Raw genomic sequence first — 16,846 nt, 5'->3', positions numbered from 1 at the left:
GCAGTTCTACTTCCGCACCACCGACATCACCGGCGCAGCTGCTCTGCCGGAAGGCGTCGAAATGGTGATGCCGGGTGACAACGTCAAGATGGTCGTCACCCTGATCAACCCGGTGGCAATGGACGAAGGCCTGCGCTTCGCCATCCGCGAAGGCGGCCGTACCGTCGGCGCCGGCGTGGTCTCGAAGATCATCGAGTAAGCCTGCAGTACCGGTGGTTGCATAGCGCCGCCGGTTACGCGAATGGCGGGCCGGGAACCTCGGTCCGCCTTCGCCGTCTAAGGGAAGGCAAGTTTCAACACGTACGCCAGTAGCTCAATTGGCAGAGCAGCGGTCTCCAAAACCGCAGGTTGGGGGTTCGAGTCCCTCCTGGCGTGCCATCTGCCCACCTTATCCAGCGGCCTGGGCCGCTAAAGCAGACACAGCCGGATGAATAGCAAGATCGAACATTCCAAGGACAACTCCGCCAACGGCGGGGATATCGTCAAGTACGTCGCCGCATCGCTGCTGGTGCTGGCCGGTCTGTTCGTCTGGTTCTGGTTCTCCGCCGACTCCGGTCGCGCCACCCAGCTGGGTGCGTGGGCGGGTCAGCTGCGTGCGTTGGCGGTCGTGGTCGGTCTGGTTGGCGGTATCGGCGTGTTCATGCTGACCGGCAAGGGGCGCGACACCCGCGAATTCCTCTCCGAGTCGCGCTTCGAACTGCGCAAGGTGGTCTGGCCGACGCGCCAGGAAGCCATCCGCATGACCTGGGTCGTGATGGTGGTGGTGACCATTCTCAGTCTGTTGCTGGGTGGGTTCGATTACGTCATTCAGTGGCTGGTTCAGTTGTTCCTGAGCCGCTAAGGAGAATTGCATGAAGCGTTGGTACGTCGTTCACGCCTATTCGGGCTTCGAGAAGTCGGTGGCGCAGGCTCTGCGCGATCGCATCGTCCGTGACGGCATGGAAGAGCGCTTCGGCGATGTCCTGGTCCCGACCGAAGAAGTGGTCGAGATGCGCGCTGGCCAGAAGCGCCGCTCCGAGCGCAAGTTCTTCCCGGGTTACGTGCTGGTCCAGATCGAGACCCACGAAGAAGCCGGTATCCCGCGCATCGACAACGAAAGCTGGCACCTGGTCAAGGAAACCCCGCGCGTGATGGGCTTCATCGGCGGCACCGCCGACCGTCCGCTGCCGATTGCCGATTCCGAGGCCGAAGCCATCCTGAACCGCGTTCAGGAAGGTGTCGAGAAGCCGCGCCCGAAGGTGCTGTTCGAGCCGGGCCAGATGGTCCGCGTCACCGACGGCCCGTTCAACGATTTCAATGGCGTCGTCGAAGAGGTCAACTACGAGAAGAGCCGTCTGCGCGTCTCGGTGCTGATCTTCGGTCGTGCCACTCCGGTCGAACTCGAGTTCGGCCAGGTCGAAAAGGCCGTCTGATCCAGTTGTAGAGTCGAGCTTGCTCGACTTTGCTGATCGGTCGAGCAAAGCTCGACTCTACGGAACCAGGAGCCGGGCCTTGCCCGGTTTCGTCCGTTTATGTGCCGTTTCAGGCATATGAAGAAAAAACCTGATATAGTGCGCGGCTCCCCGCTGGGAAGCCAGCAGGACGAGGCCGCCGGAAGGTGGCCTTCAGCATGATTTCAAAACGCGATGCCGGGACGCGTGATTCCCGGTCCGATGGGGAGCCTGTTGTCGAAAGGCGCTAGCACCCGGAGAGTACTCACATGGCAAAGAAAGTTGTCGGTTACATCAAGCTGCAGGTGAAGGCCGGTCAGGCCAACCCCTCGCCGCCGGTCGGTCCTGCGCTGGGTCAGCGCGGTCTGAACATCATGGAATTCTGCAAGGCGTTCAACGCTGCCACGCAGAAGCTCGAGCCGGGTCTGCCGGTTCCGGTGATCATCACGGCCTACTCGGACCGTACGTTCACCTTCATCACCAAGAGCACCCCGGCCACCACCCTGCTGAAGAAGGCCGCTGGCATCTCGTCGGGCTCCAAGCGCCCGAACACCGAGAAGGTCGGCAAGGTCACCCGTAAGCAGCTGGAAGAGATCGCCAAGGCGAAGGAACCGGATCTGACTGCCGCCGATCTGGACGCCGCCGTGCGTACCATCGCTGGCTCTGCCCGTTCCATGGGCCTCGTGGTGGAGGGTTAATAAGATGGCACAGACCAAGCGTGAGAAGGCCATCAAGGCCGCCGTCGTTCCGGGCAAGGCATACGCCTTCGAGGACGCGATCAACATCCTGAAGAGCGCCACCAAGGCCAAGTTCGTCGAGTCGATCGACGTCGCTGTGCGCCTGGGCGTCGATGCGAAGAAGTCCGACCAGCAGGTCCGTGGCTCCACCGTGCTGCCGGCCGGTACCGGCAAGTCGGTCCGCGTCGCCGTGTTCGCTCCGGCCGGTGCCAAGGCTGATGAAGCCCTGGCCGCTGGCGCCGAAGCCGTCGGTATGGATGACCTGGCCGAGAAGATGCAGGCCGGCGATCTGAACTACGACGTCGTCATCGCGACCCCGGACGCCATGCGCGTCGTCGGTAAGCTGGGTACCGTGCTGGGCCCGCGCGGCCTGATGCCGAACCCGAAGGTCGGCACCGTTTCCCCGAACCCGGGTGAAGCCGTGAAGAACGCCAAGTCGGGTCAGGTCCGTTACCGCACCGACAAGGCCGGCATCATCCACTGCACCATCGGCAAGGCCGACTTCGCCGAAGACGCGCTGAAGTCGAACCTGACCGCGCTGCTGCTGGACCTGATCAAGGCCAAGCCGGCCACCTCGAAGGGCACCTACCTGCAGAAGGTTTCGGTCAGCTCGACGATGGGCCCGGGCGTCACCGTCGACCAGTCGTCGCTGACCCTGAAGTAATTGTTTCAAGCGGTCACGGTACCTTCGGTGCCGTGATCGTGACATTTGAAGGCATCGTTGGCAGTGCATCGCCCGCGGTAGCCGTCAAAGACCGCAGGCGCGGTCGTGGCAATACCGGCGACGGGCACGGAAGCTCGATCTGGCAAGGAGTCGCCGCCGGAGCAGTCATGAGCGCTTAATCGATTCCCCGGAATCACCCTGCGTAGATGGTGCCCTTCTGGAGTTTTTCTGGTTCACGCACGTCTGGGATTTCCCTGATTGCCTCCAGGTCTGGAACGGCCCACCCCCGGAACATCATCCCGATGTTCCCGGCGTCCAGGACGGATGCCGCACAGGACCGCACACGGCAGGAGCCGTAAGCGGAGTTCAATAGGAGGAGTGCAATGGCTCTCAATCTGTCCCAGAAGCAAGAAGTAGTCGCCGAGCTGGCAGACGTCGCCGCCAAGGCCCACTCCTTGATCGCAGCCGAATACGCTGGCACCACGGTCGCCCAGATGACCGCAATGCGCAAGCAGGCTCGTGAAACCGGTGTTTTCTTGAAGGTTGTCAAGAACACCCTGGCTTCGCGCGCCGTTGAAGGCACCGAGTTCGCAGTCGCCCAGGACCAGATGGTTGGTCCGCTGCTGTACGCGTTCTCGCTCGAGGAGCCCGGCGCTGCCGGTCGCCTGATCAAGGAAGCCGCCAAGGGCAACGACAAGCTGAAGGCTAAGGTCGTCGCCATCGGTGGCGAAGTGTTCCCGGCAAGCCACGTCGACGTGCTGGCCTCGCTGCCGACCCGCGACCAGGCCCTGGCCATGCTGGCCCGCGTCCTGACCGAGCCGGTCACGATGTTTGCCCGCGCCATCAAGGCCGTTGGCGAGAAGCAGGGTGGTGGCGACGTCGCCGCCGACGCTGCCGAACCGGCCGCCGAGACCGCCTGAGTTTCGACTTACCGTGGTTCCTGACGGAACCTCAACCCAGAAAATCATCCAAAGGTATTAATCATGTCCCTTACCAACGAACAGATCGTCGACGCCATCGCCGAGAAGTCCCTGATGGAAGTGATGGAGCTGGTCAAGGCCATCGAAGAGAAGTTCGGCGTCTCCGCCGCTGCTCCGGTTGCCGTGGCTGCTGCCGCTGGCCCGGCCGCTGCTGTTGAAGAGCAGACCGAGTTCACCGTCACCCTGAAGTCGGCCGGCGACAAGAAGGTCGAAGTCATCAAGGCCGTCCGCGCCATCACCGGCCTGGGCCTGAAGGAAGCGAAGGACCTGGCCGAAGCCGGTGGCGTCCTGAAGGAAGGCGCTTCGAAGGAAGACGCCGAGAAGATGAAGAAGGACCTGGAAGCTGCTGGCGCGACTGTCGAAGTCAAGTAAGCAGTTACCTTGCATCGTCACCGATTCACGGCGATGCAGCCAAGGCTGGGGGCGTAAGCCCCCGGCCTTTGGTCGTTGTTGCGGTGTCGGTAGAGTCGACTGTTGGTCGACTGCTGTGAAGGAAGTCGACCAACACTCGACTCTACCGTTTCAAATGCAGCAAAAAGCCCAACACGGGCTGCAGTCAAACCCCCGCCGGCCAGCGCAGCGCGCGGCAGCAGGGGCGTGGTAGCAGACGAGTTGGCAGTTGGAAGTAGCGGGAGAAGGCGTGCTGGTGCCGGCAATACCAGCGACTTCCAACTGACAATTTCAAGTTCCCTTCGGATCGTGGGCGCACGATCCGCACAACAAGGTGGAAGACCTCATGACGTCCTATTCGTTCACCGAAAAAAAGCGTATCCGCAAGGATTTCGGCAAGCAGCGCTCGATTCTCGAAGTGCCGTTCCTGCTCGCCATCCAGGTGGATTCCTATCGTGAATTCCTGCAGGAAAACGTTGATCCGGCCAAGCGCACGGACCACGGCCTGCACGCTGCGCTGAAGTCGGTCTTCCCGATCGCCAGCTACAGCGGCAACGCTGCCCTGGAATACGTCGGCTACAAGCTGGGCGAACCGGTCTTCGACGAGCGCGAGTGCCGCCAGCGTGGCATGAGCTACGGCGCCCCGCTGCGCGTGACCGTGCGCCTGGTGATCTACGACCGTGAGTCGTCGACCAAGGCCATCAAGTACGTGAAGGAGCAGGAGGTCTATCTGGGCGAAATCCCGCTGATGACCGAGAACGGCACCTTCATCGTCAACGGCACCGAGCGCGTCATCGTCTCGCAGCTGCACCGCTCGCCGGGCGTGTTCTTCGACCACGACCGTGGCAAGACCCACAGCTCGGGCAAGCTGCTGTACAGCGCCCGCATCATTCCTTACCGCGGCTCCTGGCTGGACTTCGAGTTCGACCCGAAGGACGCGCTGTTCACCCGTATCGACCGTCGCCGCAAGCTGCCGGTGTCGATCCTGCTGCGCGCGCTCGGCTACAGCAACGAAGAGATGCTGGCCGAGTTCTTCGAGATCAACACCTTCCACATCAACCCGGATGAAGGCGTCCAGCTGGAGCTGGTGCCGGAGCGCCTGCGTGGCGAAACCCTGGGCTTCGACCTCGCCGACGGCGACAAGGTCATCGTGGAAGCCGGCAAGCGCATCACCGCGCGCCACATCAAGCAGCTGGAAGCCTCGGGCATCGCCGCCCTGGCCGTGCCGGACGACTACATCGTCGGCCGCATCCTGTCGCACGACGTGGTTGACGCCTCGACCGGCGAACTGCTGGCCCAGGCCAATGACGAGATCACCGACGAGCAGCTGCAGGCCTTCCGCAAGGCCGGTGTGGATGCCGTGGGCACCCTGTGGGTGAACGATCTGGATCGTGGCCCGTACCTGTCCAACACCCTGCGCATCGACCCGACCAAGACCCAGCTGGAAGCCCTGGTCGAGATCTACCGCATGATGCGTCCGGGCGAGCCGCCGACCAAGGACGCTGCGCAGAACCTGTTCCACAACCTGTTCTTCACCTTCGAGCGCTACGACCTGTCCGCGGTCGGCCGCATGAAGTTCAACCGTCGCGTGGGCCGCAAGGAAACCACCGGCGAAGCCGTGCTGTACGACAGCAAGTACTTCGGTGAGCGCAACGACGAAGAGTCCAAGCGCCTGGTCGCCGCCCACGGCGACAGCTCCGACATCCTGGACGTGATCAAGGTCCTGACCGAGATCCGCAACGGTCGCGGCGTGGTCGACGATATCGACCACCTGGGCAACCGTCGCGTGCGTTCGGTCGGCGAAATGGCCGAAAACGTGTTCCGCGTCGGCTTGGTCCGCGTCGAGCGCGCGGTCAAGGAGCGCCTGTCGATGGCCGAGTCCGAAGGCCTGACCCCGCAGGAGCTGATCAACGCCAAGCCGGTTGCCGCTGCCATCAAGGAGTTCTTCGGCTCCTCGCAGCTGTCGCAGTTCATGGACCAGAACAACCCGCTGTCGGAAGTGACCCACAAGCGTCGCGTCTCGGCCCTGGGCCCGGGCGGCCTGACCCGTGAGCGCGCCGGCTTCGAAGTGCGCGACGTGCACCCGACCCATTACGGCCGCGTCTGCACCATCGAAACCCCGGAAGGCCCGAACATCGGCCTGATCAATTCGCTGGCCGTGTACGCCCGCACCAACCAGTACGGTTTCCTTGAGACTCCGTACCGCAAGGTCGTGGACGGCAAGGTCTATGACGAAGTCGAGTTCCTGTCGGCGATTGAAGAAAACGAGTACGTCATTGCGCAGGCCAACGCGCTGACCGACGCCAAGGGCACCCTGACCGAGCAGTTCGTTCCGTGCCGCTTCCAGGGCGAATCGCTGCTGAAGCCGCCGGCGGAAGTCCACTTCATGGACGTCTCGCCGATGCAGACCGTGTCGATCGCGGCCGCGCTGGTTCCGTTCCTGGAGCACGATGACGCGAACCGCGCACTGATGGGCGCCAACATGCAGCGTCAGGCGGTGCCGACCCTGCGTGCGCAGAAGCCGCTGGTCGGTACCGGCATCGAGCGCGCCGTGGCGCGTGACTCCGGTGTGACCGTGAACGCCCGCCGTGGTGGCGAGATCGTGCAGATCGACGCGGCCCGCATCGTGGTCAAGGTCAACGAGGAAGAGATCGTTGGCGCTACCGATGCAGGCGTGGACATCTACAACCTGGTCAAGTACACCCGTTCGAACCAGAACACCTGCATCAACCAGCGTCCGCTGGTCCAGGTGGGTGACGTCATCGCCCGCGGCGACGTGCTGGCCGACGGTCCGTCCACCGACATCGGCGAACTGGCCCTGGGCCAGAACATGCTGATCGCGTTCATGCCGTGGAACGGCTACAACTTCGAAGACTCCATCCTGCTCTCCGAGCGCGTGGTGGAAGAGGATCGTTACACCACGATCCACATCGAAGAGCTGACCTGCGTCGCGCGTGACACCAAGCTGGGGCCGGAGGAAATCTCCGCCGACATCCCGAACGTCTCCGAGCAGGCGCTGAACCGCCTGGACGAGAGCGGCGTGGTGTACATCGGTGCGGAAGTCCGCGCCGGCGACATCATGGTCGGCAAGGTCACCCCGAAGGGCGAAAGCCAGCTGACCCCGGAAGAGAAGCTGCTGCGCGCGATCTTCGGCGAGAAGGCTTCGGACGTTAAGGACAGCTCGCTGCGCGTTCCGCCGGGCATGGACGGCACCGTCATCGACGTGCAGGTCTTCACCCGCGACGGCATCGAGAAGGACAAGCGCGCCCGCCAGATCGAAGAGTCTGAAATCAAGCGCGTCAAGAAGGACTTCGACGACCAGTTCCGCATCCTGGAAGCCGCCATCTACATGCGTCTGCGTTCGCAGATCGTGGGCAAGGTGGTCAACGGTGGTGCTGGCCTGAAGAAGGGTGACGTGATCACCGACGCCTTCCTGGACGGCCTGAAGAAGGCTGACTGGTTCGCCCTGCGCATGAAGGACGAGGACGCTTCGGAAGCCATCGAGCGCGCGCAGAAGCAGATCCAGGCGCACGAGAAGGAATTCGAGCGTCGCTTCGCCGACAAGCGCGGCAAGATCACCGCCGGTGACGACCTCGCCCCGGGCGTGCTGAAGATGGTCAAGGTGTTCCTGGCCGTGAAGCGCCGCATCCAGCCGGGCGACAAGATGGCTGGCCGCCACGGCAACAAGGGTGTGGTCTCCAACGTGGTGCCGGTCGAGGACATGCCGTACATGGCCTCGGGCGAAACCGTGGACATCGTGCTGAACCCGCTGGGCGTGCCGTCGCGTATGAACATCGGCCAGATCCTGGAAGTGCACCTGGGCTGGGCGGCCAAGGGCCTGGGCCGCAAGATCCAGGCGATGATGGAAGCCCAGGCGGCGGTTGCCGACCTGCGCAAGTTCCTGGACGACATCTACAACCACGACGACACCAACGTGGCCAACCGTGTCGACCTGTCGCAGTTCAGCGACGAGGAGCTGCTGCGCCTGGCCCGTAACCTCACCGACGGCGTGCCGATGGCCACCCCGGTGTTCGACGGTGCCACCGAAGCGGAAATCAAGCGCATGCTGGAACTGGCCGACCTGCCGAGCAGTGGCCAGACCCAGCTGTACGACGGCCGCACCGGTGAAGCGTTCGATCGCCACACCACCGTGGGTTACATGCACTACCTGAAGCTGAACCACCTGGTCGACGACAAGATGCACGCCCGTTCGACCGGTCCGTACTCGCTCGTCACCCAGCAGCCGCTGGGCGGCAAGGCGCAGTTCGGCGGCCAGCGCTTCGGTGAAATGGAAGTCTGGGCGCTGGAAGCCTACGGCGCGGCCTACACCCTGCAGGAAATGCTGACGGTGAAGTCCGATGACGTGCAGGGCCGCAACCAGATGTACAAGAACATCGTCGACGGTGAGCACGAGATGGTCGCGGGCATGCCGGAATCCTTCAACGTGCTCGTGAAGGAAATCCGCTCGCTGGCCATCAACATGGAACTGGAAGACAACTGATCCATGCCGGCGCGGCGGTCAACGCCGCCGCGCCGCTGGCAGTGAACTGAAAGCCCATCGACACAGCATTCCTCCTTCTGGAGAACACCATGAAAGACCTGCTCAACCTCTTCAACCAGCAGCGCCAGACGCTGGACTTCGACGCGATCAAGATCGCGCTGGCTTCGCCGGACCTGATCCGTTCGTGGTCCTTCGGCGAAGTGAAGAAGCCGGAAACCATCAACTACCGTACCTTCAAGCCGGAACGCGACGGCCTGTTCTGCGCCGCCATCTTCGGCCCGGTGAAGGACTACGAGTGCCTGTGCGGCAAGTACAAGCGCATGAAGCACCGCGGCGTGGTTTGCGAAAAGTGCGGTACCGAAGTGACCCTGGCCAAGGTGCGCCGCGAGCGCATGGGCCACATCGACCTGGCCTCGCCGGTCGCGCACATCTGGTTCCTGAAGTCGCTGCCGTCGCGCATCGGCCTGATGCTGGACATGACCCTGCGCGACATCGAGCGCGTGCTGTACTTCGAAGCCTACGTGGTGACCGAGCCGGGCCTGACCGCCCTGGAGCGCCGCCAGCTGCTGACCGAGGAACAGTACCTGCAGGCCCGCCAGGAGCACGGTGACGACTTCGACGCCGCCATGGGCGCCGAGGCCGTGTACGAACTGCTGCGCACGATCGACCTGCAGTCGGAAATGACCCGCCTGCGCGAGGAAATCGCCGCTACCGGTTCGGAAACCAAGCTCAAGCGCCTCACCAAGCGCATCAAGCTGATCGAAGCCTTCCTGGAATCGGGCAACCGTCCGGAATGGATGGTCATGACCGTGCTGCCGGTGCTGCCGCCGGACCTGCGTCCGCTGGTCCCGCTGGATGGCGGCCGCTTCGCGACCTCCGACCTGAACGACCTGTACCGCCGCGTCATCAACCGCAACAACCGCCTGCGCCGCCTGCTCGAACTGAGCGCGCCGGACATCATCGTGCGCAATGAAAAGCGCATGCTGCAGGAGTCGGTCGATGCGCTGCTGGACAACGGCCGTCGTGGCCGTGCCATCACCGGCACCAACAAGCGCCCGCTGAAGTCGCTGGCCGACATGATCAAGGGCAAGCAGGGTCGCTTCCGCCAGAACCTGCTCGGCAAGCGCGTCGACTACTCGGGCCGTTCGGTCATCGTGGTCGGCCCGTACCTGCGCCTGCACCAGTGCGGCCTGCCGAAGAAGATGGCGCTCGAGCTGTTCAAGCCGTTCGTCTTCGCCAAGCTGCAGCGTCGTGGCCTGGCCACCACCATCAAGGCCGCCAAGAAGCTGGTCGAGCGCGAAGAAGCCGAAGTCTGGGACATCCTGGAAGAGGTCATCCGCGAGCATCCGGTGATGCTGAACCGTGCGCCGACCCTGCACCGACTGGGCATCCAGGCGTTCGAGCCGGTGCTGATCGAAGGCAAGGCCATCCAGCTGCACCCGCTGGTCTGCACCGCGTTCAACGCCGACTTCGACGGTGACCAGATGGCCGTCCACGTGCCGCTCTCGCTGGAAGCCCAGCTGGAAGCGCGTGCGCTGATGATGTCGACCAACAACATCCTGTCGCCGGCCAACGGCGAGCCGATCATCGTGCCGTCGCAGGACGTCGTGCTGGGTCTGTACTACATGACCCGCTCGCTGGAAAACAAGAAGGGCGAGGGCATGGCCTTCGCCAACATCGCCGAAGTGAAGCGTGCCTACGACAACCGCGTGGTGGAACTGCACGCGCGCGTCAAGGTCCGCATCACCGAAGTGGTGACCGACGAAGACGGCAACAAGCAGAACAAGACCTCGATCGTGGACACCACGATCGGTCGCGCCCTGCTGGCTGAAATCCTGCCGGAAGGCCTGCCGTTCGCGCTGGCCAACACCGAGCTGACCAAGAAGAACATCAGCCGCCTGATCAACTCCAGCTACCGCCAGCTGGGCCTGAAGGACACGGTCGTGTTCGCCGACAAGCTGATGTACACCGGCTTCGCGTACGCGACCCGCGCCGGTGTCTCGATCGGCATCGACGACATGCTGATCCCGGACGAGAAGAAGGGCATCCTCACCGAGGCCGAAGCCGAAGTGCTGGAAATCCAGGAGCAGTACCAGTCGGGCCTGGTCACCGCCGGCGAGCGCTACAACAAGGTGGTCGACATCTGGTCGCGCACCAACGAGCGCATCGCCAAGGCGATGATGGACACCATCGGTACCGAGAAGGTGGTCAATGCCAAGGGTGAGACCATCGACCAGAAGTCGATGAACTCGCTGTACATCATGGCCGACTCCGGTGCGCGTGGTTCGCAGGCGCAGATCCGTCAGCTGGCCGGCATGCGTGGCCTGATGGCCCGCCCGGACGGCTCGATCATCGAGACGCCCATCAAGGCGAACTTCCGCGAAGGCCTGAACGTGCAGGAGTACTTCAACTCCACCCATGGTGCCCGTAAGGGTCTGGCCGATACCGCGCTGAAGACCGCGAACTCGGGTTACCTGACCCGTCGTCTGGTCGACGTGGCACAGGACGTGGTGATCACCGAGGTGGATTGCGGTACCACCGAAGGCCTGATCATGACCCCGATCGTGGAAGGCGGCGACGTGGTCGAGCCGCTGAAGGACCGCGTGCTGGGCCGCGTGGTTGCCGAGGACGTGTTCCTGCCGGGCAACGACGAAGATCCGATCGTCACCCGCAACACCCTGCTGGACGAAGCCTGGGTTGCCAAGCTGGAAGATGCCGGCGTGCAGACCATCAAGGTCCGCTCGACCATCTCCTGCGAATCGGCCTTCGGCGTCTGCTCGCGCTGCTACGGCCGCGACCTGGCCCGTGGCCACCTGGTCAACATCGGTGAAGCGGTCGGCGTCATCGCCGCCCAGTCCATCGGTGAGCCGGGTACCCAGCTGACCATGCGTACGTTCCACATCGGTGGTGCGGCGTCGCGAGCTGCTGCGGTCGACAACATCACCGTCAAGACCACCGGCTCGGTCAAGTTCAGCAACCTCAAGTCGGTCGAGCATGCCAACGGCTCGCTGGTGGCAGTGTCGCGCTCGGGCGAAATCTCGGTGCTCGATGCCCACGGCCGTGAGCGTGAACGTTACAAGCTGCCGTACGGTGCGACCATCACGTCCAAGGACGGTGATGCGATCAAGGCTGGCCAGACCGTGGCCAACTGGGATCCGCATAACCACCCGATCGTGTCGGAAGTGGCCGGCTTCATCCGCTTCATCGACTTCGTCGACGGCATCACCGTCATCGAGAAGACCGACGAGCTGACCGGCCTGGCGTCGCGCGAAATCACCGATCCGAAGCGTCGTGGTACCCAGGCCAAGGACCTGCGCCCGATCGTGCGCATCGTCGACGCCAAGGGCAACGACCTGTCGATTCCGGGCACCGACCTGCCGGCGCAGTACCTGCTGCCGCCGCGCTCGATCGTCAACCTGCAGGACGGCGCTGCCGTCGGCGTGGGTGACGTGGTCGCCAAGATCCCGCAGGAAGCGTCGAAGACCCGCGACATCACCGGTGGTCTGCCGCGCGTGGCCGATCTGTTCGAAGCGCGCAAGCCGAAGGATCCGGCGGTGCTGGCCGAGCGTTCGGGCATCATCAGCTTCGGCAAGGACACCAAGGGCAAGCAGCGCCTGATCATCAAGGACACCGATGGTTCGGAGCACGAAGAGCTGATCCCGAAGTACCGCCAGGTCATCGTGTTCGAAGGCGAGCATGTCACCAAGGGTGAAACCATCGTGGACGGCGAGCCGAGCCCGCAGGACATCCTGCGCCTGCTGGGTGTCGAACCGCTGGCCGCCTACTTGGTGAAGGAAATCCAGGACGTGTACCGCCTGCAGGGCGTGAAGATCAACGACAAGCACATCGAGGTGATCACCCGCCAGATGCTGCGCAAGGTCGAGATCACCGACCAGGGCAGCAGCAAGTTCCTGAACGGCGAACAGGTGGAGCGCCAGCGCGTTATCGAGGAGAATGCCCGCCTTGCAGCCCGCAATGAGCTGCCGGCGCACTTCGATCCGGTCCTGCTGGGTATCACCAAGGCCTCGCTGGCGACCGAATCGTTCATCTCGGCCGCGTCGTTCCAGGAAACCACCCGCGTGCTGACCGAAGCGGCCGTCCGCGGCACCTCGGACAACCTGCGTGGCCTGAAGGAAAACGTCATCGTGGGTCGCCTGATTCCGGCCGGTACCGGCCTGGCGTACCACAGCAACCGCCGTCGCGGCGCTTCCGGCCTCACCGAGTCGGAAATGCAGACCCTTGCCGGCACCCCGGCCGCGGTCGAGGCACCGGTGGTTGAAGCCGAAGCTGAACAGGCCTCGGAAGACTGAAACACGGGTCCGGCCTCAGGGCCGGACCACCCGGGCGGGTAGAGTCGACTGTTAGTCGACTTCTATCGAGAGTCGACTGACAGTCGACTCTACCGGTACAGGGCAGGGTGGACCGCTTGCGGTTCACCCCGCCAACCTGAACGGGGTACATGGAGGCCCCCCAGTAACGTTCCGGGATCAGGAACGGGCTTGACAGGAGGCGTTTGACTGCTTTCCTGGCAGGTTGCTACAATCGTCTGTCTCAGCAGGCCAGAATTTTGGCCTGCTTTAACATTTCCGCATCTCTGGCCGGATTTCCGGCCACCAATCAGAAGAACCTACTGATGGCGACGATCAACCAGCTGGTCCGCAAGCCGCGGCAAGCGACCACCTACAAGAGTGCCTCGCCGGCGCTCGACAAGTGCCCGCAGCGCCGTGGCGTCTGCACCCGTGTCTACACCACCACCCCGAAGAAGCCGAACTCGGCACTGCGCAAGGTTGCCAAGGTCCGCCTGACCAACCAGGAAGAAGTGATTTCCTACATCGGTGGTGAAGGCCACAACCTGCAGGAGCACTCCGTGGTCCTGATCCGCGGCGGTCGCGTCAAGGACCTGCCGGGTGTGCGTTACCACACCGTTCGTGGCTCGCTCGACGCCGCCGGCGTTGCCAAGCGTCGCCAGGCCCGTTCCAAGTACGGCGCCAAGCGTCCGAAGGCATAAGGAGAGAGCACTATGTCGCGTAAGGGTAATACTCCGCAGCGTTCCGTCCTGCCCGATCCGAAGCACGGAAGCGAAACCATCGCCCGCTTCATCAACATGGTCATGCAGAGCGGCAAGAAGTCCGTCGCCGAAAAGATCGTGTACGGCGCCATGGACGTGATCACCGAGAAGAACAGCAGCGCCAACGCCATTGAACTGGTGCAGAAGGCTCTGGACAACGTCGCTCCGGCGGTCGAAGTCAAGTCGCGCCGCGTCGGTGGTGCCACCTACCAGGTGCCGGTCGAAGTGCGTTCGTCGCGCAAGATGGCCCTGGCCATGCGCTGGCTGATCGACTCCGCGCGCAAGCGTGGCGAGAACACCATGCCGAAGAAGCTGGCTGCTGAACTGATCGACGCCTCGGAAAACCGTGGCGGCGCCATCAAGAAGCGCGAAGAAACCCACCGCATGGCCGAAGCCAACAAGGCATTCGCCCACTACCGCTGGTGAGTTTGACGGCCTTGTAAAACAGGCAGGGCAGCACCACTTCGGTGCGTGCTGCCTCGCGGTCCCAGAAGGACTGCGCCAATCCGAAGGCCGCCGAAAGGCGGCGTTCGGCCATCCGAAATCCAAGAAATCTGAGAGGCTCCCGTGGCCCGTTCCACTCCCATCGAGCGTTACCGTAACTTCGGCATCATGGCTCACATCGATGCCGGCAAGACCACCACGTCCGAGCGCATCCTGTTCTACACCGGCAAGAGCCACAAGATCGGTGAAGTGCATGACGGCGCCGCCACCATGGACTGGATGGAGCAGGAGCAGGAGCGTGGCATCACGATCCAGTCCGCTGCCACCACCGCGTTCTGGAAGGGCATGGACAAGTCCCTGCCGGAGCACCGCTTCAACATCATCGACACCCCCGGGCACGTCGACTTCACCATCGAAGTGGAGCGCTCGCTGCGCGTGCTCGACGGTGCCGTCTTCGTCCTGTGCGCCGTCGGTGGCGTGCAGCCGCAGTCGGAAACCGTGTGGCGCCAGGCCAACAAGTACCACGTGCCGCGCATCGCGTTCGTCAACAAGATGGACCGCACCGGTGCCAACTTCCAGAAGGTCGTCGGCCAGCTGAAGGCCAAGCTGGGCGCGGTTGCCGTGCCGATGCAGCTGCCGATCGGCGCTGAAGACAACTTCAAGGGCGTCGTCGACCTGCTGAAGATGAAGGCCATCCACTGGGATGAGGCTTCGCAGGGCATGAAGTTCGAGTACAGCGACATCCCGGCCGATCTGCAGGCGGCTGCGGAAGAGGCTCGCCAGTTCATGGTCGAGACCGCTGCCGAAGCCAGCGAAGAGCTGATGGAAAAGTACCTGGGCGGCGAAGAGCTGGCCGAGGCCGAAATCATCAACGCGCTGCGTACCCGCACCCTGGCCACCGAGATCGTGCCGATGTACTGCGGCTCGGCCTTCAAGAACAAGGGTGTGCAGGCCATGCTGGACGGCGTGATCCAGCTGCTGCCGTCGCCGGTCGACGTGCCGGACGTGAAGGGCGTGGACGTTGACGACGACACCGTCGAAATGACCCGCAAGTCGGACGACAAGGCTCCGTTCTCGTCGCTGGCCTTCAAGATCATCACCGACCCGTTCGTCGGCGCGCTGACCTTCTTCCGTGTCTACTCGGGCACCCTGAACGGTGGCGACACCGTGCTGAACTCGGTGAAGGGCAAGAAGGAGCGCATCGGCCGCATCCTGCAGATGCACTCGAACAACCGCGAGGAAATCAAGGAAGTTCTGGCCGGTGACATCGCCGCTGCCGTGGGCCTGAAGGACACCACCACCGGTGACACCCTGTGCGCCGTGGACGCCCCGATCATCCTGGAGCGCATGACGTTCCCGGAGCCGGTGATCTCGATGGCCGTCGAGCCGAAGACCAAGTCGGACCAGGAAAAGATGGGTCTGGCCCTGGGCCGTCTGGCGCAGGAAGATCCGTCGTTCCGCGTCAAGACCGACGAAGAATCCGGCCAGACCATCATCTCGGGCATGGGCGAGCTGCACCTGGACATCATCGTCGACCGCCTGAAGCGCGAGTTCAACGTTGAAGCCAACGTCGGCGCGCCGCAGGTGGCCTACCGCGAAACCATCACCCTGGCCGACGTCAAGTCGGACTACAAGCACGCCAAGCAGTCCGGTGGTAAGGGTCAGTACGGTCACGTCGTGATCGAACTGTCGCCGATCACCGCTGCCGACCGTGCCGATCCGAAGCTGGCTCCGGCCATCAAGGACGACTTCCTGTTCATCAACGACATCACCGGCGGCGTGATCCCGAAGGAATTCATTCCGTCGGTTGAAAAGGGCCTGCGCGAAACCATCACCAGCGGTCCGCTGGCTGGCTTCCCGGTCGTGGACGTCAAGGTGAAGCTGGTGTTCGGTTCGTACCACGACGTCGACTCCTCGGAAATGGCGTTCAAGCTGGCTTCGTCGATGGCCTTCAAGCAGGGCTTCGCCAAGGCCAAGCCGGTGCTGCTGGAGCCGATCATGAAGGTCGAGATCGTGACCCCGGAGGATTACCAGGGTGACGTGATGGGCGACGTCAGCCGTCGTCGCGGCGTGCTGCAGGGTTCCGACACCACCGGTGACGGTTCGGCCAGCATCATCAACGCGATGATCCCGCTGGGTGAAATGTTCGGCTACGCCACTGCGCTGCGTTCGCAGACCCAGGGCCGCGCCACCTTCACCATGGAATTCGATCACTACGAGCCGGCTCCGACCAACATCGCCGAAGCCGTCATGAAGAAGGGCTGAGCCTCGCTCAGCCTCTCTTGAAACCACTTACGAACAATCAAGGTATAGAACAATGGCAAAGGGTAAGTTCGAGCGCACCAAGCCGCACGTCAACGTCGGCACCATCGGTCACGTCGATCACGGCAAGACCACGCTGACCGCCGCACTGACCAAGATCGGTGCCGAGCGCTTCGGTGGCGAGTTCAAGGATTACTCCTCGATCGACGCCGCTCCGGAAGAAAAGGCGCGTGGTATCACGATCTCGACCGCGCACGTCGAATACGAATCCCCGGTCCGTCACTACGCCCACGTCGATTGCCCGGGCCATGCTGACTACGTCAAGAACATGATCACCGGTGCCGCCCAGATGGACGGCGCGATCCTGGTG

Annotated in this window: 13 protein-coding genes and 1 tRNA gene; all 14 read left to right on the top strand. The window is 63.3% G+C overall.

The genetic code is table 11. The annotated features are described in order from the left end of the window. Positions 1–199 (top strand): EF-Tu C-terminal domain-related protein (locus tag AC5P7E_RS20845; RefSeq protein WP_495213722.1); only part of this gene is annotated, 199 nt, incomplete at its 5' end. Positions 200–302: 103 nt separating this feature from the next. Continuing rightward, positions 303–378: transfer RNA gene (locus AC5P7E_RS20840), tRNA-Trp, on the top strand. Between the two features lie 49 nt (positions 379–427). Beyond that, the gene (secE, locus tag AC5P7E_RS20835; RefSeq protein ID WP_005408202.1) at positions 428–841 is read left to right on the top strand and encodes a preprotein translocase subunit SecE; all 414 of its coding nucleotides are present in this window, start codon (positions 428–430) and stop codon (positions 839–841) included. A gap of 10 nt (positions 842–851) precedes the next feature. Beyond that, entirely contained in the window at positions 852–1,412 is a 561-nt protein-coding gene (gene nusG, locus AC5P7E_RS20830) for a transcription termination/antitermination protein NusG (protein ID WP_004154362.1), read from the top strand. Between the two features lie 287 nt (positions 1,413–1,699). Further along, a complete protein-coding gene (gene rplK, locus AC5P7E_RS20825; RefSeq protein ID WP_004145248.1) occupies positions 1,700–2,128 on the top strand; it encodes a 50S ribosomal protein L11 in 429 nt (142 codons plus the stop codon). Between the two features lie 4 nt (positions 2,129–2,132). After that, positions 2,133–2,831, top strand: a complete 699-nt coding sequence (rplA, locus tag AC5P7E_RS20820; protein ID WP_004154350.1) for a 50S ribosomal protein L1 — start codon at positions 2,133–2,135, stop codon at positions 2,829–2,831. Positions 2,832–3,214: 383 nt separating this feature from the next. Continuing rightward, a complete protein-coding gene (gene rplJ / locus AC5P7E_RS20815; protein ID WP_005408203.1) occupies positions 3,215–3,751 on the top strand; it encodes a 50S ribosomal protein L10 in 537 nt (178 codons plus the stop codon). 63 nt (positions 3,752–3,814) lie between these two features. Further along, positions 3,815–4,183 carry a 50S ribosomal protein L7/L12 gene (gene rplL / locus AC5P7E_RS20810; RefSeq protein WP_005408204.1) on the top strand — a complete coding sequence of 123 codons (369 nt, stop codon included), beginning with the start codon at positions 3,815–3,817 and terminating at the stop codon, positions 4,181–4,183. Positions 4,184–4,547: 364 nt separating this feature from the next. Continuing rightward, a complete protein-coding gene (gene rpoB, locus AC5P7E_RS20805; RefSeq protein ID WP_005408205.1) occupies positions 4,548–8,702 on the top strand; it encodes a DNA-directed RNA polymerase subunit beta in 4,155 nt (1,384 codons plus the stop codon). Between the two features lie 89 nt (positions 8,703–8,791). After that, on the top strand, positions 8,792–13,012 hold the full coding sequence (gene rpoC, locus AC5P7E_RS20800; RefSeq protein WP_005412340.1) for a DNA-directed RNA polymerase subunit beta': 4,221 nt from the start codon (positions 8,792–8,794) through the stop codon (positions 13,010–13,012). 323 nt (positions 13,013–13,335) lie between these two features. Next, on the top strand, positions 13,336–13,710 hold the full coding sequence (gene rpsL / locus AC5P7E_RS20795; protein WP_004145320.1) for a 30S ribosomal protein S12: 375 nt from the start codon (positions 13,336–13,338) through the stop codon (positions 13,708–13,710). Between the two features lie 12 nt (positions 13,711–13,722). Further along, positions 13,723–14,196: a 30S ribosomal protein S7 gene (rpsG, locus tag AC5P7E_RS20790; RefSeq protein ID WP_004145321.1), complete on the top strand. Its 474-nt coding sequence runs from the start codon at positions 13,723–13,725 to the stop codon at positions 14,194–14,196. A gap of 141 nt (positions 14,197–14,337) precedes the next feature. After that, positions 14,338–16,479 (top strand): elongation factor G, encoded by a 2,142-nt coding sequence (fusA, locus tag AC5P7E_RS20785; protein WP_012479235.1) that lies wholly within the window; start codon positions 14,338–14,340, stop codon positions 16,477–16,479. A 52-nt stretch (positions 16,480–16,531) separates the two neighbouring features. Continuing rightward, a partial coding sequence (locus AC5P7E_RS20780) for a GTP-binding protein (protein WP_258010329.1) occupies positions 16,532–16,846 on the top strand: 315 nt, incomplete at its 3' end.

The organism is Stenotrophomonas sp. YJH_SMC_25, from assembly GCF_059369595.1.
The sequence above is the reverse complement of the archived record's forward strand: the minus strand, read 5'-3'. Positions and strand labels throughout refer to the sequence as shown.